The sequence below is a fragment of the Heterorhizobium halophytocola genome, assembly GCF_017873095.1.
In the GTDB taxonomy this organism is placed as follows: domain Bacteria; phylum Pseudomonadota; class Alphaproteobacteria; order Rhizobiales; family Rhizobiaceae; genus Allorhizobium; species Allorhizobium halophytocola.
In genome coordinates this window covers 100,628-116,483 of sequence record NZ_JAGGJU010000001.1, presented here as the reverse complement: position 1 = coordinate 116,483, position 15,856 = coordinate 100,628, and the positions used below count along the sequence as shown (strand labels likewise).

Below are 15,856 nucleotides of genomic sequence, written 5' to 3'. Positions count from 1 at the left end.
GGGTCAACCGTCTCGCCGGTCCGATCGTTAAGGGTAAGCATACGGAGAAAGAAGCGGTGCTGCCGCGTTTCCCCCACGACCTACGTCAATTGACGTATACGGTTTCGCACTGCAGCGTTCGATAGTCCCTTCCAGCAACGGTCGCCGAACAAGCCAAGACCGTTCGCATAATCAAGGAGAGGGGTCTAAAATCATGAAGCTCAAGGCCAAATTCGGCGGCGCGCTGTTTGGCGCCATGCTGGCGACAACTGCCTTCAACGGCGCATTCGCAGCCGACGACACCATCAAGATCGGCATCCTGCATTCGCTGTCGGGCACCATGGCGATTTCGGAAACCACGCTGAAAGACGCCATGCTGATGCTCATCGACGAGCAGAACAAGAAGGGCGGCGTTCTCGGCAAGAAACTGGAAGCCGTCGTCGTCGACCCGGCCTCCGACTGGCCGCTGTTTGCCGAAAAGGCCCGCGAGCTGATTGAAAAGGACAAGGTCGCGGCCGTCTTCGGTTGCTGGACCTCGGTGTCGCGCAAATCGGTTCTGCCGGTGTTCAAGGAACTCGACAACATCCTGTTCTATCCGGTCCAGTACGAGGGTGAAGAATCCGAGCGCAACGTGTTCTACACGGGTGCGGCTCCGAACCAGCAGGCGATCCCGGCCGTCGACTACCTGATGAAGGAAGAAGGCGTGCAGCGCTGGGTGCTGGAAGGGACCGACTATGTCTATCCGCGCACGACCAACAAGATCCTCGAGGCCTATCTGAAGGCCAAGGGCGTTCCGGCCGAAGATATCATGATCAACTACACGCCGTTCGGCTTCTCCGACTGGCAGACCGAAGTCTCGGCGATCAAGAAGTTCGGCGCCGAAGGCAAGAAGACCGCCGTGGTCTCGACCGTCAACGGTGACGCCAACGTGCCGTTTTACAAGGAACTCGGCAACCAGGGCGTCAAGGCCGAGGACATTCCGGTCGTCGCCTTCTCGGTCGGCGAAGAAGAGCTTGCCGGTATCGACACCAAGCCGCTTGTCGGCCACCTGGCCGCCTGGAACTACTTCGAATCCGTCGATTCCGATGTGAATGCCGAATTCATCGACCAGTGGCACGCCTATACCAAGAACGACAAGCGCGTCACCAACGACCCGATGGAAGCGCATTATATCGGCTTCAACATGTGGGTGAAGGCGGTCGAAAAGGCCGGCACCACCGATCCGGACGCCGTCATCGACGCCATGGTCGGCGTGTCCGTCCCCAACCTGTCGGGCGGCTATTCGGCCATGATGCCGAACCACCACATCACCAAGCCGGTGCTGATCGGCGAAATCCAGGACGATGGCCAGTTCGACATCGTCTACCAGACGCCGGGTCTCGTGCCGGGCGACGCCTGGTCCGACTACCTGCCGGACTCGAAGGACCTGATCTCCGATTGGCGCAAGCCGATGGAGTGCGGCAACTTCAACACCGCCACCGGCAAGTGCGGCGGCAAGGGATCCTGAGGACCAACCTCCTCCCAGGGCTGGGGGGCCTAAGGAGCGGAACGTGTTTGTAGTGTTCCGTGCTCTGACCCTCCCTTCACACGGTTGAAGGGAGGGAATTTTGCCCGGCAGGGCAGATCCTGCCCGCAGAGCCGGGGCAAGGGAGCAGGGGCGTCGATCCGATGCATCGGCGCCACCATGCCGATCCCGGCGAATCCGGCGGCGACGGCAGAAGACATGAGGGGCGAGATGACCATCGCGACACGATTTTTCCAGGCGCTGACAGTCTGCCTGCTGCTGCTGGCCTCCCTCGGGAGTGCGCGCGCCGCGGACGATCCGGCCGCCCTGATCAAGGCGCTGGGAGAGGCGAATTTTTCCCAGGCCGAGGAGATCATCGACAAGCTCGGCCACAGCGGAGAGCCCAAGGTGGTGCCGGCGCTGAAGGCGCTTTACAGTGGCGATCTTTACCTTCGCAAGGCCGATGGCGGCGTGTTCATCACCAGGAAGGGCTCCGGACGCAACCTCCTGCTGATCGACCCGCTGAGCGGTGAAGAGATCGGCGAAGAGGCCAAGCGCGGGCTTTCCAAGATCAAGGTCAACAACAGTCTGCGCCGCGCGATCAGCGGCGCCGAGGGCAGCCTTACACTGATGAGCCCGGACCGCCGGGTCCGGCTGCAGGCGGCCGAGGCCATTCTGAAGGCACCGTCCGACGACAATCTTGAACTTCTGGATGAAGCGCTGAAAAACGAAAAGGACAGCGAAGTCAGATTGTTGCTGACCCAGGCTCATGCGGTCTCGGTGATCAACTCGTCGCGTCCGCCCGAACAGAAGCAGGCCGCCGTCGCCGAAATCGAGGGGATCGGCGGACGCGAGGCGATCGGCATCCTGATGGCGGCGCAGGGCTCGGTGACCGACGATGCGGTGAAGACCGAGATCGCCACCGCGATCCAGCATATCGAGGATCGGCTGGCGCTCTGGGACGCCGCGCAGAACGTCACCTACGGCATTTCGCTCGGATCGGTGCTGCTGCTGGCGGCCATCGGCCTTGCCATTACCTTCGGCGTGATGGGTATCATCAACATGGCGCATGGCGAGATGGTCATGCTCGGCGCCTATTCCACCTTCTTCGTGCAGGACATCATCCGCTCGTCCTACCCGGCGCTGTTCGACTGGTCGCTGGCGATCGCCCTGCCGTTTGCCTTTCTCGTCACCGGCGCCGTCGGTCTGGTCATCGAACGCGGCGTCATCCGCTTTCTCTACGGCCGGCCGCTGGAAACGCTGCTCGCCACCTGGGGGATCTCGCTGATCCTGCAGCAGCTGGTGCGCACCATTTTCGGCCCGACCAACCAGGAGGTCGGCAATCCCTCCTGGATGTCCGGCTCCTTTGCGCTGGGTGGCCTGTCGATCACCTGGAACCGTCTCTGGATCCTGGTCTTCTCGCTTTCGGTGTTCTTCACCCTGCTGATCTTCATGAAGCGCTCGGCCTTCGGCCTGCAGATGCGCGCCGTCACCCAGAATCGCCGCATGGCCTCGTCGATGGGCATCCGTACGCCCTGGGTCGACGCCTTTACCTTCGCGCTCGGCTCCGGCATTGCCGGCATGGCCGGCGTGGCGCTCAGCCAGATCGACAATGTCTCGCCCAATCTCGGCCAGAGCTACATCATTGACAGCTTCATGGTCGTGGTCTTCGGCGGGGTCGGCAATCTCTGGGGCACGCTGGTCGGTGCCTTCTCGCTCGGCATCGCCAACAAGTTCCTCGAGCCCTATGCCGGCGCCGTGCTCGGCAAGATCCTGGTGCTGGTACTGATCATCCTGTTCATCCAGAAGCGGCCGCGCGGTCTCTTCGCACTCAAGGGAAGGGCCGTCGAAGCATGATCACCTCGTTCCTTCTTCGCTCGCTCGACCGGACGATCCTGACGGCGGTTGCCGTGCTGATCGCGGTTGCCCTTCTGGTGCCGGCCTCCAACCTGCTGCTGCCGGCCGACAGCGCCCTGCATATCCCGACCTATCTGGTCGCCCTGTTCGGCAAATACCTGACCTATGCGCTGCTGGCGCTCGCGCTCGATCTCGTCTGGGGCTTCTGCGGCATCCTTTCGCTCGGCCACGCCGCCTTCTTCTCGCTCGGCGGCTATGCGATGGGCATGTATCTGATGCGCCAGATCGGTGCGCGCGGGGTCTACGGCAATCCGCTGCTGCCGGACTTCATGGTCTTCCTCAACTGGAAGGAACTGCCGTGGTTCTGGTACGGCTTCGACATGTTCTGGTTCGCCGCCATCATGGTGCTCGCCGTGCCGGGCCTGCTGGCCTTCGTGTTCGGCTGGTTCGCCTTCCGCAGCCGCGTCAACGGCGTCTACCTGTCGATCATCACCCAGGCGATGACCTATGCCCTTCTGCTTGCCTTCTTCCGCAACGACATGGGCTTCGGCGGCAATAACGGCCTCACCGACTTCAAGGACATTCTCGGCTTCAACATCCAGGCCGACGGCACGCGCGCCGTGCTCTTTGCCCTCTCGGCGATCTTCCTGGCGCTGGCGCTGATCCTGTCGGCGGCGATCGTGAGGTCCAAATACGGCAAGGTTCTCGTCGGCGTGCGCGACGCGGAAAGCCGCACCCGCTTCCTCGGCTACCGCGTGGAACATATGAAGCTCTTCGTCTTCGTTGTCTCTGCGATGATGGCGGGCGTTGCCGGTGCGCTCTACGTGCCGCAGGTCGGCATCATCAATCCCGGCGAATTCGCACCCGCCAATTCGATCGAGGTGGTGATCTGGACCGCCGTCGGTGGCCGCTCGACCCTGATCGGCCCGATCATCGGCGCGGTGCTGGTCAATGGCGGCAAGACGGTGCTGACCGGCATTGCCCCGGACAGCTGGCTGTTTGCGCTCGGCGCGCTCTTCGTCGCCGTCACGCTGTTTCTGCCGAAGGGCATCGTCGGCACGATCCGCCAGGGCTTGCACCGCCGCCGCGCCTTCCGCCGAGCACGCCTTGCCGAAGCCGGCGTCGATGCCGAACCCCTTGCCGCGGAGTGACACCATGAACCAGGTCAAGCCTGCCAGCGATCTCAAGCCGAAGAGCCTGCTCTATCTCGACGGCGTCTCGGTCTCCTTCGACGGCTTCAAGGCGCTGAATTCCCTGTCGCTGGTCGTCGAACCCGGCGAGCTGCGCGCGATCATCGGGCCGAACGGTGCCGGCAAGACGACGATGATGGACATCATTACCGGCAAGACCCGGCCGGACGAGGGGGAGGTCTTCTTCAACGGCAATGTCGATCTCACCAAGCTCGACGAGGCCGATATCGCCCAGCTCGGCATCGGCCGGAAGTTCCAGAAGCCGACGGTGTTCGAAAGCCACACGGTCTGGGACAATCTGGAACTGGCACTGAACCGCGAGCGCGGCGTCTTCGCCACGCTGTTCTACACTCTGAGCGCCGAAGACCGGATCCGCATCGACGAGATCCTCGACACCGTGCGCCTGACCGGGCGCCGTAACGATCTCGCAGCCGACCTGTCGCACGGCCAGAAGCAATGGCTGGAGATCGGCATGCTGCTCGCCCAGGAGCCGCAGCTGCTTCTGGTCGACGAGCCGGTGGCCGGCATGACCGATGCGGAGACCGCCGAGACCGCGCTGCTGCTGCGCCAGATCGCCAGGACCCGCTCCGTCGTCGTGGTCGAGCATGACATGGGCTTCATCCGCGATCTCGGCGTCAAGGTGACCTGCCTGGCGGAAGGCTCCGTGCTGGCCGAGGGATCGATCGACTTCGTGTCGAACGACCCGAAGGTGATCGAGAACTATCTGGGGCGATGAGGATGCATGTTTTGACGCTGGAATTACCCCCCTCTGGCCTGCCGGCCATCTCCCCCTCAAGGGGGGAGATCAGCTGGGCGCTGCCGATCGGTTCTGTCCTGTCCAATGTCTCAACCGTGTTCTGGTCGCTTGACGTAGACGTGGAGGGCCGCCGCTTGCCGATCTCCCCCCTTGAGGGGGAGATGCCCGGCAGCGCAGAGGGGGGTAGCCCCGTGCATACACGGAGGACAGACACATGCTGACGGTCGACAAGGTCAATCTCCATTATGGTGCGGCGCAGGCCCTGCGCGGCGTCAGCGTCACGGCGCCGATGGGCAAGATCACCTGCGTGCTCGGCCGCAACGGTGTGGGCAAATCCTCGCTGCTGAGGGCCGTGACCGGCCAGCATGCGGTCTCTGGCGGAGCGATTGCCTTCGACGGCAAGACACTGAACGGCCTTGCGCCGTTCAAACGCGCCCGGCTGGGTGTGGGGTATGTGCCGCAGGGCCGCGAAATTTTTCCGCTGCTGACGGTGAAGGAAAACCTCGAAACCGGCTATGCGCCGCTGCCGCGCGCAGAGCGTCATATTCCTGACGACATCTTCAGTCTGTTCCCGGTGCTGCAGTCCATGCTCTCCAGACGGGGCGGCGATCTCTCAGGCGGGCAGCAGCAGCAGCTCGCCATCGGTCGCGCTATGGTTACAAGGCCGAAGATCCTGGTGCTCGACGAGCCGACCGAGGGTATCCAGCCGTCGATCATCAAGGATATCGGCCGCGCCATCCGATATCTGAGGGATTCCACCGGCATGGCCATCCTTCTGGTCGAGCAGTATCTTGATTTCTGCCGCGAGCTGGCGGACTATGTGTACATCATGGACCGTGGCGAGATCGTCCATGAAGGCGTGGCCGAGACGCTCGATACCGTCGAGGCCCGGCGCCACCTGACAGTCTGACTACCCAGAGTTTAATTCGAAATTCCTTGCATGCGGTCCCCGACATTGTGGCGCAATTGCGTGACGAGGTCGGCGGGCAAACCGGAAAGCTGGCTCAACGGGGCCCCGCACGCCGGTTGTCGGGCATTTCAGCCTTGCGTTTTCTGCAAGGCGGACTTGATCCTTTGTTAACCAACTCGGCTTGATGCTTACCGTGGACGTGGTATTTACGCCGCTTCTGCGAACACAAGGGATTTCCATGATAGCCAAGGCGATTTTCAATCGTCCAAGGGCAGGGTCTTTGTGCGGCATTGTCGCAGCGGCTCTCGCTCTTATCGGACTCTCGACGGTCACGGCCCAGGCGGCCGGATGCGGACTGAAACTGGAACCGGGTCGTCACGACCTGACGATCGAAAGCCATGGCGTCGAGCGCCATGCTGTATACTTCGTGCCATCCTCCTATGACGGCAAGCGCAAGGTGCCGCTGGTCTTCGATTTCCACGGCTCCAACAGCTATCCGGCCGGACAGTTGAACCGCAGCCACTGGGACAAGGTCGGCGAGCGCGAGGGCGCCATGGTGATCGCGCTGCAGGGCAGCCTGACCGGCAGCCTCAAGGGCATGCATGCCTGGAACGTGCCCGGCGTGAAGCCGATCAAGGGCATCAAGGCCGAGGGCCTCGACGACATTGCCTTCATCAGCGATGCCGTCCGCTATGCCAAGGACAATTTCTGCGTCGATCCGAACCGCATCTTCGCCTCGGGCTATTCCGGCGGCGGGCGCATGCTGTCGCAGTATATCTGCAGCGGCAACGACGCCTTTGCTGCGGCCGGCTTCGTCGTCAGCCTGCGCGCCGGCATGCCGGAAAAGGAAGAAGACGGCCATTGGCGGCCGCGCAAGGCAAGCTGCCACCCGGTCAAGGCGATCTCGATCATCGCGTTTTCCGGCCTCAAGGACAATGTCAATCCGTTTGCCGGCGGCGGCGGCAGTTACTGGCAATATGGCGGCGAGGTTGCGGTCAAGCGCTGGGCCGAGATCGACAGCTGCAAGTCGAAACCCGTGGTCGAAGCCGGCGAACAGGTCAGCGTCACCAGCTATGCCGGTTGCGTCGACGGTGCGCGCGTCACCTCCTACACGATCGCCGATTCCGGCCATGCCTGGCCGAGCCAGCGCGTCCGCTTCCAGCTGGCCGCCGATGGCGACCAGCCGATCCGCGAGGTCGATGCGACCAGCCGGATGTGGAATTTCTTCCGCAATTCCGGCACCGGCGGCCTGATGGCCGGCAATACGGTCGATCCGTCCTGCCCGGACGGCGCCGTTGCAGGGCAGGGCAAGGCCTGCGGCAAGCAGCCGTCCGCCATTGCCACGCCGGTTGCGATCGGTCCGGACGATCTCTGATCCGCCGGGCGCCGGAGCGGTCCGGCCGTCCAGGGTCCAGCATCAAGGCCGGCGGCTTCGTGTCGCCGGCCTTTTTCTTGACCTGCGCTCTGCCGCAGGATTGGGCAGGCTGCCCAAGCCGTCGCCGTTCTGTCTCTGTTTGCCTGCGCCGCCTGCCCGGTCTGCTTTCGTTCTGGCTGCGGGCATGAAACTTGCATGCTAGGCCAAGGGCTGAAATTGATGACGGTGCAAAGCCGTCCGCTTACGCATGATGCAAGGAACCAGACGCGTTGACCATTCAGGCGCAAATGCCGCATCCGTCCTACCAGCGCAGCCGCGGCCGCGGCCGGCTCGTTGCCAAGGCCTCTGGCGGCAGAAGCCGGATTGCCGACCTCTTCCAGGAAGGGGCCGCCAAGATCCGCCTGCCACAGACCTTCTCGCCTGAAATGGAAGCGGTGCTGATCAACACGTCGGGCGGCATGACCGGCGGCGACCGGTTCGACTGGTCGCTGGAGGCGGGCGAGGGCACGTTTCTGACCGCCACGACGCAGGCCTGCGAAAAGATCTACAAGGCCGCCCATGATACCGCCGCCATCGACCTGCACCTGAAAGCCGGCCCCGGCGCGCGTCTGCACTGGCTGCCGCAGGAATCGATCCTGTTCGACCGGGCCTCGCTGACCCGCAGACTGGAGGTCGATCTGGCAACCGATGCCGAATTCATCGGCGTCGAGGCTGTGCTTCTCGGCCGCAAGGCCATGGGGGAGAGCGTCACGACCGGCCTTCTGCGCGACCGCTGGCGGGTGCGACGCGAAGGGCGGCTGATCCATGCCGAGGAACTGCGCCTCGACGGCGAGATCGCGACACTAGGTGCGACCATGCCGGTGCTTGGCGGAGCGCTCGCCTTCGCCACGGTGCTCTATGCCGGCGATCGCAGCGAGGCGCTGCTCGGGCCGGTGCGGGCAGCGCTCGGCGATGCCCATGGCGGCGCCAGCGAGTGGGATGGCAAGCTTCTGGTGCGGCTGGTGGCCGCCGACGGCTTCGGCTTGAGAAAAAAGCTGATCCCGGTGATTTCCGCCTTGCGCGGCGGCGCGTCTGTGCCGAAAGTTTGGAATCTGTAAGACATTGGAAAAGCGAGTGGAGCGGTCATGAACCTGACGCCGAGGGAAAAGGACAAATTGTTGATCTCGATGGCGGCGATGGTGGCGCGGCGTCGGCTGGAACGGGGCGTCAAGCTCAACCATCCCGAGGCCATAGCGCTGATCACCGATTTCGTCGTCGAAGGCGCCCGGGACGGCCGCGCCGTGGCCGACCTGATGGAGGCCGGAGCGCGCGTCATCACCCGCGACCAGGTGATGGAGGGCATCGCCGAGATGATCCATGACGTGCAGGTCGAGGCCACCTTCCCGGACGGCACCAAGCTGGTGACCGTCCATGAACCCATCCGCTAAGGAGAACGCGCATGATCCCCGGGGAAATCATCGCCGCCGAAGGCGACATCGAACTGAACAGCGGGCTTGAAACCGTCACGCTCGAGGTTGCCAATACCGGCGACCGGCCGGTGCAGGTCGGCAGCCACTACCATTTCTTCGAGAGCAATGGCGGCCTCGATTTCGACCGGGCGAAGGCGCGCGGCATGCGGCTCGACATCCCCGCCGGCACTGCCGTGCGCTTCGAGCCCGGCCAGACGCGCCAGGTGACGCTGATCCCGCTGTCGGGTAAGCGCGAAGTCTACGGCTTCCGCCAGCAGGTGATGGGAGCGCTCTGAAAATGGCCGTTCAGCATTATCATGGCGGATGCCAGTGCGGTGCCGTCGCCTACGAGGTCGATGTCGATCTCGACCGGACGGTCGCCTGCAACTGCTCGCGCTGCCGTCGGCTGGGCGCGGTGCTCGCCTTTGCGCCGGTCGACGATTTCACGCTGCTGTCGGGCGCGGACAATCTCAGCGAATATCTGTTCAACACCGGCAAGATCAGCCACCGCTTCTGCAAGACCTGCGGCATCCAGAGCTTTTCCTATGGCGTGGCACCGGATGGGGCGACGATGGCGGCGATCAATGTCAACTGCATCGACGGTGTCGACACGCGTGCGCTGACGCCGCACCTGCATGACGGCGCGTCGCGCTGACATGATACGATTGGCCCATTGCATGCCGGGGAGGGCATCATGATGAAATTGCTGGCTCTGTTTGTCGTCTGCGGCTGCGTGGTGCTGGCCGACGGTCCCGCCTATAGCGACGACACCCCCGAGGTCGACTGCGACAACGCCAATACCCAGATGGAGATGAATATCTGCGCCGGTGAGGACTACGACGCGGCCGATGCCGATCTGAATGCCCAGTGGAAGATCACCCGCAAGGCGATGGCCGACATCGATGCCGATATCGACGAGCCTGATGACCAGGGGGCGGAAAAGGCACTGCTGGCCGCCCAGCGGGCCTGGATCCAGTACCGCGACGGCCAGTGCGAAGCCGTGGCCTTCGGCTATTACGGCGGCAGCATGCGCCCCATGGTCGAGCAGAGCTGCCTCGCCGACCTGACGCGCAAGCGCACCGAGGAACTCAAAGCCATGATCGAGGAGCCCTGATGCCGATCGTCTCTTGCGGCAGCGCCCGGCTGCCGGGCGACGCCATGCCCATGACTTGCCCGATCCCACCTCTTCTCTCCCAAGGAGCCTGATCCATGCCCCACAAGATGTCCCGCGCGGCCTATGCCTCGATGTTCGGTCCGACCACCGGCGACAAGGTGCGGCTGGCCGATACTGAACTCTTTATCGAGGTGGAGAAGGATTTCACCACCTATGGCGAAGAGGTGAAGTTCGGCGGCGGCAAGGTGATCCGCGACGGCATGGGCCAGAGCCAGGCGACCCGGGCGCAAGGCGCGGTCGATACGGTCATCACCAATGCGCTGATCGTCGATCACTCCGGCATCTACAAGGCCGATGTCGGCCTGAAGGACGGCCGCATCCACGCGATCGGCAAGGCGGGCAATCCGGACACGCAGCCGGGCGTCACCATCATCGTCGGTCCTTCGACAGAGGCGATCGCCGGCGAAGGCAAGATCCTGACGGCCGGCGGCATGGACGCCCATATCCACTATATCTGCCCGCAGCAGATCGAGGAGGCGCTGATGAGCGGCGTCACCTGCATGCTGGGCGGCGGCACGGGGCCGGCGCATGGTACGCTTGCCACCACCTGCACCGGCGCCTGGCATATCGAACGGATGATCGAGAGCTTCGACGGCTTTCCGATGAATCTTGCGCTTGCCGGCAAGGGCAATGCCTCGCTGCCGGCACCGTTGAAGGAGATGATCCTGGCCGGCGCCTCCTCGCTGAAGCTGCATGAGGACTGGGGCACGACGCCGGCGGCCATCGACAACTGCCTGTCGGTCGCCGACGAGTTCGACGTCCAGGTGATGATCCACACCGACACGCTGAACGAAAGCGGCTTCGTCGAGGATACCGTCGGCGCGATCAAGGGCCGCACCATCCACGCCTTCCACACCGAAGGCGCGGGTGGCGGTCATGCGCCCGACATCATCAAGGTCTGCGGGCTGCCCAACGTCATTCCCTCGTCGACCAATCCGACCCGGCCCTATACCGTCAACACGATCGCCGAGCATCTCGACATGCTGATGGTCTGCCATCATTTGTCGTCGTCGATCCCGGAAGACATCGCCTTTGCCGAAAGCCGGATCCGCAAGGAAACGATCGCGGCCGAGGACATCCTGCACGACATGGGCGCCTTTTCGATCATCTCGTCGGACAGCCAGGCCATGGGCCGCGTCGGCGAGGTGGCGATCCGCACCTGGCAGACCGCCGACAAGATGAAGCGCCAGCGGGGCCCCCTGAAGGAGGAGACCGGCGACAACGACAATATGCGCGTGCGCCGCTACATCGCCAAATACACGATCAACCCGGCGATCGCCCAGGGGCTCAGCCACGAGATCGGCTCGGTCGAAGTCGGCAAGCGCGCCGATCTGGTGCTGTGGAACCCGGCCTTTTTCGGCGTGAAGCCGGAAATGGTGCTGCTCGGCGGTTCGATCGCGGCAGCCCCGATGGGCGATCCGAACGCCTCGATCCCGACGCCGCAGCCGATGCACTACCGTCCGATGTTTGCTGCCTATGGCAAGCTCCGGACGACATCGTCGGTGACCTTCGTGTCCCAGGCTTCGCTCGATGCCGGACTTGCCGGCCGTCTCGGCGTTGCCAAGCAGCTGGTGGCGGTGAAGAACACCCGCGGCGGCATTTCCAAGGCCTCGATGATCCACAACAGCCTGACGCCGGAGATCGAGGTCGATCCGGAAACCTATGAAGTCCGGGCCAACGGCGAGCTGCTGACCTGCGAACCGGCAACCGTTCTGCCGATGGCGCAGCGGTATTTCCTGTTCTGACGCACGGTTCCGCCATGCCGCGGGCGCGCTTCTTGCGGCGTGCGGGGCGGGGGCTTCTGGCTCTCGTTGTCCTTGTCGTGCTCGCTTTGCTGCTCGGCACCTTCGTGCCGCGACCGCTGTTTTCGCCGGGCGCGATTGCCGAAAACGATGAGGATGGCGATGGTGCTGCGCGAACCATCCTCGTGCTTGCCAACCCGATCCACACCGATATCGCGCTGCCGCTGGATGCGCGGACGAAGGCGGAATTCGGTTTCCTGCGCCAGGCGGGCATTGCCATCGACCATCCGGCGGCGCGCTACCTGATCATCGGCTGGGGCGGGCGGGAATTTTATCTCAATACCCCGCAATGGGCCGATCTGAAGCCCTATCCGGTGTTTCGTGCCCTGACCTTCGACCGCTCGGTCATGCATGTCGACCTGGCGGGCGATATTCCGGCCGATGGCGGAGGTGTCACGCCGCTGGCGCTCGAGGCGCCGGCCTATCGGCGGATGATCGCGGCCATGCGCCGGTCGTTCGAGGACAGCCGGACCGGGGGCATGCCGATGGCAGGCTACGGCGATTACGATCTCTTCTTTCCGGCAAACGGCTGGTTCAACGCGGTTGCCGGCTGCAATACCTGGACGGCCGCCATGCTGCGACAGGCCGGCATCACGACCGGCTGGTGGAATCCGCTACCGCAGACGCTCGCCTGGTCGCTGAAACTCTACAACTGACGCGGCCAGTCATGCCCCTCCTGCATGCCTGCCATGCAGGACGGTCGAGATGTCTTTTTGATGCTGCACCGCAATGCGATCTGCGTTAGGTCTTTGACCTGAAGACGCTGGCGGTTTTTCCCCAAGACTTATCCGCCGCGCACCGACGAAGACAATCAGGAGAGAGCCATGATCCCCGGCCGCAAAGTACCCGCCGTCACCTTCCGTACCCGCGTTCGCGATGAGAGCATCGAAGGCCCGAACCCGTTCCGCTGGCAGGATGTCACCTCCGACGACTACTTCAAGGGCAAGCGCGTCGTGCTGTTCTCGCTGCCGGGCGCCTTCACCCCGACCTGCTCGACCTATCAGCTGCCCGATTTCGAAAAGCTGTTCGGCGATTTCCAGGCCGAAGGCATCGACGCCATCTACTGCGTCTCGGTTAACGACGCCTTCGTCATGAACGCCTGGGGCAAGTCGCAGAACCTCGAAAACGTTAAGCTTATCCCGGACGGTTCGGGCGAGTTCACCCGCAAGATGGGCATGCTCGTCCACAAGGACAATCTGGGCTTCGGCATGCGCTCCTGGCGCTATGCGGCGATCGTCAACGACGGCGTCGTCGAGCAGTGGTTCGAGGAAGAAGGCTATTCCGACAACTGCGACACCGACCCCTACGGCGTCTCGGCTCCGCAGAACATCCTGGAAGCGCTGAAGAGCGTAAAGGCTGCCTGATCGGGCGCAAGTCGTCCTGATATTTCAAGAGGGTCCGGCGTTGCCGGGCCCTTATTCCGTTTGGCATGCACCTTGATCGCCGGCGCCACCGGCTTTCCGGATTTCCGGCTCATCCACTGAATTTTTAGGGGAATTATTTGTCCGAATTCAGGGTTGCGTCCGCCACATTTCCGAAGGTCTCCCAACCCCTCGTTACGCGAGGGCGAATGCATGCGAGTCAACAAAATTAGCATGTTAGCATGATGTTGAGGCAGGGGCCCGTCTCGCCTCTCGCGGGTGTCGCCCCAACCATGGCGAAACTGTGCCGCGAACCTTTCCAGGTTTATTCAAATGCCGGCTATTTCGTTAGCAGTTCGCCAACAGAAGTAATCGTATCGATTGTCCTGTCCCAAGGAGAATCCTGCGTGAACCGACTGCGACCATCGCGATATCTGCGTATCGACCCGGAAGTCTTCCGGTCCCGTCGCAATGTTCATGTCTTTGCGCTGAAGGCGGCGGTTATTGCCGTGATGGTCGGCGGCGCGGTCGATTGCCTTGCCTTGCCGGTCGGCGCCTGGTTCGGGCTGATGCCGCCATCATCCGCGCCCTCGATGCTGCTGACGATCTTCAGCGCGGCGCTGAATGCCGGGCTCGGCGCCGGTATCCTTGCCTGGCTTCTCGGCTTCGTCATCCGTGATCTCGCCCGCTCCAAGGCACGGTTCCGGCATCTGAGCCGTGTCGACGGACTATCGGGCCTGCTCAACCGGCGCGGCCTCAACGAGGAGCTCGAACTCGACCATGTCGGCGCCTCGCTGGCCATCTTCGACCTCGACCGGTTCAAGGTGATCAACGACACCCATGGCCATGTCGCCGGAGACCAGGTGATCCGCGAGATCGCCGGCATCATCCGCAAGTTGTTTCCAGCCCCCAATGTCACGGCGCGGCTGGGCGGCGAGGAATTCGCCGTGATCATTGTCGGCGGGTCGCCGCGCAAAAGGCTCGAGCGGGTGGAGCGAATCCGTGCGCAGATCGGCAGCCACCTGGTCCGTCACGACAAGGTCGATATCGCCGTCAGCGTCTCCGTCGGCGTGGCGGATTTCGATGGCCGCGACGGCAATGCCGTGTATTCGGCGGCCGATCGGGCGCTTTATCTCGCCAAGGCGGCCGGCCGCGACCGGGTCGTGCACGAGGCGGAACTTTCACGGCCGCTGGCCTCGTATCAGGGGCCGGCACCGGCCCAATTGCCGGTGTTGCTTCTTCCTGAAGAATTGCGCGCAACGGCTTGAACGAACCGCCATTTCGCAGTTGCGGGATGGTCGGGAATTTTGCATGCTGCCGGCATACAACAAGAGGCCGTTCATGCGTCGCGTTACCTCCATTTCGCCTGTCGATCACTTTGGCCGGCCCCGCGCCGGCGAGGTCGTTCTTGCCCATGACGAGCGGCATCTGCGCCGCAAGCTGCTGCATCTGACCGACGGCTCGATGGTCATGCTCGACCTGAAATCCTCCGTGATGCTGGCCGATGGCGATCTGCTCGAAGTCGATGACGAGACCCTTGTGACGGTGATTGCCGCGCCGGAGCGACTGATCGAGATCCGCGTATCGGGCCCGCGCGAACTGGCTGAACTCGCCTGGCATATCGGCAACCGGCATCTGCCGGCGCAGATCGAGGAAAGCCGCATCCTGATCCTCTACGATCACGTGATTCTCGACATGCTGAAGGGACTGGGCGCCGAGGTTCGCGAGATCGAGGAGCGGTTCCAGCCGATGCGCGGCGCCTATCACGGCCATGGTCACAACCATCACCCGCATGGCTGAGGCGCTGGACATGGGGCGGCAGGCGCCGGTAGCGCTGCTGCGGCTGATGGCCTGGCTGTCGCCGGCCTTTCCGGTCGGCGCATTTGCCTATTCGGCCGGGCTGGAACAGGCAGCCAGCGACGGACTGGTCTGCCACCAGGCCGATCTGGAGGCCTGGATTGCCGCCTCGATAGACCATGGCGCCTTGCGATCCGATGCAATCTTTCTGGCCGAGGCGCATCGCTCCGCGGGCGAGGCCGCGCGACTGGACGAGTTGTCGCTTCTGGCGCTCTCGCTTGCCGGCTCGAAGGAGCGACATGCCGAATTGCGCAATCTCGGCGGCGCCTTCCTGACGGCCGCGCGCGCCTGGGGCGATCAGGCCCTCGATGCGTCGGCGCAGGAGACGCCCTATCCCGTGGCGATCGGCGCCGTCGCCGGGCGCCACGGCGTGTCCGCCGAATGGGCGATCCTTGCCTTTTTGCAGGCCTATGTGTCGCACATCGGATCGGTGGCGATCCGTCTCGGCCTGATCGGCCAGTCGGCGGCGCTTGTGTTGCAGGCGGGCTTCGAGCGCCGGATCGCGGATGCCGCGGCAAGGCTTGCCTGCAGCAGTCTCGATGATCTCGGCACTGCGACGGTGATCGCCGAGATCGCCTCGCTCAGACATGAAACGCATGAACCGCGCCTCTTCCGCTCCTGAGGAGCTGCGCGACGGACAGG

17 protein-coding genes are annotated in these 15,856 nt (G+C 63.6%); all 17 read left to right on the top strand.

Annotated elements, in window-relative coordinates; translation table 11 throughout:
• Positions 1-193: 193 nt before the first annotated feature.
• The 17 genes from urtA (at position 194) to J2Z17_RS00505 (ending at position 15,836) form a co-directional block, all read left to right on the top strand.
• The gene (urtA, locus tag J2Z17_RS00585; protein WP_209941257.1) at positions 194-1,486 is read left to right on the top strand and encodes an urea ABC transporter substrate-binding protein; all 1,293 of its coding nucleotides are present in this window, start codon (positions 194-196) and stop codon (positions 1,484-1,486) included.
• 228 nt (positions 1,487-1,714) lie between these two features.
• Positions 1,715-3,340 (top strand): urea ABC transporter permease subunit UrtB, encoded by a 1,626-nt coding sequence (gene urtB, locus J2Z17_RS00580; protein ID WP_209941255.1) that lies wholly within the window; start codon positions 1,715-1,717, stop codon positions 3,338-3,340.
• The gene (urtC, locus tag J2Z17_RS00575) at positions 3,337-4,491 is read left to right on the top strand and encodes an urea ABC transporter permease subunit UrtC (RefSeq protein WP_209941253.1); all 1,155 of its coding nucleotides are present in this window, start codon (positions 3,337-3,339) and stop codon (positions 4,489-4,491) included. Before urtB ends, urtC begins: the two co-directional genes overlap by 4 nt.
• A 4-nt stretch (positions 4,492-4,495) precedes the next feature.
• Positions 4,496-5,266, top strand: coding sequence for an urea ABC transporter ATP-binding protein UrtD (urtD, locus tag J2Z17_RS00570; RefSeq protein ID WP_209941251.1), 771 nt, complete (start codon positions 4,496-4,498; stop codon positions 5,264-5,266).
• 235 nt (positions 5,267-5,501) lie between these two features.
• Positions 5,502-6,197 carry an urea ABC transporter ATP-binding subunit UrtE gene (gene urtE / locus J2Z17_RS00565; RefSeq protein ID WP_209941249.1) on the top strand — a complete coding sequence of 232 codons (696 nt, stop codon included), beginning with the start codon at positions 5,502-5,504 and terminating at the stop codon, positions 6,195-6,197.
• A gap of 280 nt (positions 6,198-6,477) precedes the next feature.
• Positions 6,478-7,572 (top strand): CE1 family esterase, encoded by a 1,095-nt coding sequence (locus J2Z17_RS00560; protein WP_209941247.1) that lies wholly within the window; start codon positions 6,478-6,480, stop codon positions 7,570-7,572.
• 269 nt (positions 7,573-7,841) lie between these two features.
• Complete coding sequence (locus J2Z17_RS00555; RefSeq protein WP_377299910.1) at positions 7,842-8,669, top strand: urease accessory protein UreD; 828 nt, start codon at positions 7,842-7,844, stop codon at positions 8,667-8,669.
• Between the two features lie 27 nt (positions 8,670-8,696).
• Positions 8,697-8,999 carry an urease subunit gamma gene (locus J2Z17_RS00550; RefSeq protein WP_209941245.1) on the top strand — a complete coding sequence of 101 codons (303 nt, stop codon included), beginning with the start codon at positions 8,697-8,699 and terminating at the stop codon, positions 8,997-8,999.
• Between the two features lie 11 nt (positions 9,000-9,010).
• Positions 9,011-9,316: an urease subunit beta gene (locus tag J2Z17_RS00545; RefSeq protein WP_209941243.1), complete on the top strand. Its 306-nt coding sequence runs from the start codon at positions 9,011-9,013 to the stop codon at positions 9,314-9,316.
• Positions 9,317-9,318: 2 nt separating this feature from the next.
• Positions 9,319-9,675 carry a GFA family protein gene (locus tag J2Z17_RS00540; RefSeq protein ID WP_209941241.1) on the top strand — a complete coding sequence of 119 codons (357 nt, stop codon included), beginning with the start codon at positions 9,319-9,321 and terminating at the stop codon, positions 9,673-9,675.
• Between the two features lie 39 nt (positions 9,676-9,714).
• Positions 9,715-10,134 carry a lysozyme inhibitor LprI family protein gene (locus J2Z17_RS00535; protein ID WP_245223784.1) on the top strand — a complete coding sequence of 140 codons (420 nt, stop codon included), beginning with the start codon at positions 9,715-9,717 and terminating at the stop codon, positions 10,132-10,134.
• A 95-nt stretch (positions 10,135-10,229) separates the two neighbouring features.
• Positions 10,230-11,939, top strand: coding sequence for an urease subunit alpha (gene ureC, locus J2Z17_RS00530; RefSeq protein WP_209941239.1), 1,710 nt, complete (start codon positions 10,230-10,232; stop codon positions 11,937-11,939).
• A gap of 14 nt (positions 11,940-11,953) precedes the next feature.
• Positions 11,954-12,652 (top strand): TIGR02117 family protein, encoded by a 699-nt coding sequence (locus tag J2Z17_RS00525; RefSeq protein ID WP_209941237.1) that lies wholly within the window; start codon positions 11,954-11,956, stop codon positions 12,650-12,652.
• A 171-nt stretch (positions 12,653-12,823) separates the two neighbouring features.
• Positions 12,824-13,360, top strand: a complete 537-nt coding sequence (locus tag J2Z17_RS00520; RefSeq protein ID WP_209942164.1) for a peroxiredoxin — start codon at positions 12,824-12,826, stop codon at positions 13,358-13,360.
• 404 nt (positions 13,361-13,764) lie between these two features.
• The gene (locus J2Z17_RS00515) at positions 13,765-14,625 is read left to right on the top strand and encodes a GGDEF domain-containing protein (protein WP_209941235.1); all 861 of its coding nucleotides are present in this window, start codon (positions 13,765-13,767) and stop codon (positions 14,623-14,625) included.
• A 73-nt stretch (positions 14,626-14,698) separates the two neighbouring features.
• Entirely contained in the window at positions 14,699-15,157 is a 459-nt protein-coding gene (locus J2Z17_RS00510; RefSeq protein WP_209941233.1) for an urease accessory protein UreE, read from the top strand.
• A complete protein-coding gene (locus tag J2Z17_RS00505) occupies positions 15,129-15,836 on the top strand; it encodes an urease accessory protein UreF (protein ID WP_377299909.1) in 708 nt (235 codons plus the stop codon). Before J2Z17_RS00510 ends, J2Z17_RS00505 begins: the two co-directional genes overlap by 29 nt.
• The last annotated feature ends 20 nt before the right edge of the window (positions 15,837-15,856 follow it).

What these genes read in the sequence shown, in the direction of transcription:
- urtD (WP_209941251.1), top strand. Translation starts at nt 4,496, where the DNA reads ATGAACCAGGTCAAGCCTGCCAGCGATCTCAAGCCGAAGAGCCTGCTC.
- urtC (WP_209941253.1), top strand. Translation starts at nt 3,337, where the DNA reads ATGATCACCTCGTTCCTTCTTCGCTCGCTCGACCGGACGATCCTGACG.
- ureC (WP_209941239.1), top strand. Translation starts at nt 10,230, where the DNA reads ATGCCCCACAAGATGTCCCGCGCGGCCTATGCCTCGATGTTCGGTCCG.
- J2Z17_RS00525 (WP_209941237.1), top strand. Translation starts at nt 11,954, where the DNA reads ATGCCGCGGGCGCGCTTCTTGCGGCGTGCGGGGCGGGGGCTTCTGGCT.
- urtA (WP_209941257.1), top strand. Translation starts at nt 194, where the DNA reads ATGAAGCTCAAGGCCAAATTCGGCGGCGCGCTGTTTGGCGCCATGCTG.
- urtB (WP_209941255.1), top strand. Translation starts at nt 1,715, where the DNA reads ATGACCATCGCGACACGATTTTTCCAGGCGCTGACAGTCTGCCTGCTG.
- J2Z17_RS00505 (WP_377299909.1), top strand. Translation starts at nt 15,129, where the DNA reads ATGGTCACAACCATCACCCGCATGGCTGAGGCGCTGGACATGGGGCGG.
- J2Z17_RS00535 (WP_245223784.1), top strand. Translation starts at nt 9,715, where the DNA reads ATGATGAAATTGCTGGCTCTGTTTGTCGTCTGCGGCTGCGTGGTGCTG.
- J2Z17_RS00510 (WP_209941233.1), top strand. Translation starts at nt 14,699, where the DNA reads ATGCGTCGCGTTACCTCCATTTCGCCTGTCGATCACTTTGGCCGGCCC.
- J2Z17_RS00550 (WP_209941245.1), top strand. Translation starts at nt 8,697, where the DNA reads ATGAACCTGACGCCGAGGGAAAAGGACAAATTGTTGATCTCGATGGCG.
- J2Z17_RS00540 (WP_209941241.1), top strand. Translation starts at nt 9,319, where the DNA reads ATGGCCGTTCAGCATTATCATGGCGGATGCCAGTGCGGTGCCGTCGCC.
- urtE (WP_209941249.1), top strand. Translation starts at nt 5,502, where the DNA reads ATGCTGACGGTCGACAAGGTCAATCTCCATTATGGTGCGGCGCAGGCC.
- J2Z17_RS00545 (WP_209941243.1), top strand. Translation starts at nt 9,011, where the DNA reads ATGATCCCCGGGGAAATCATCGCCGCCGAAGGCGACATCGAACTGAAC.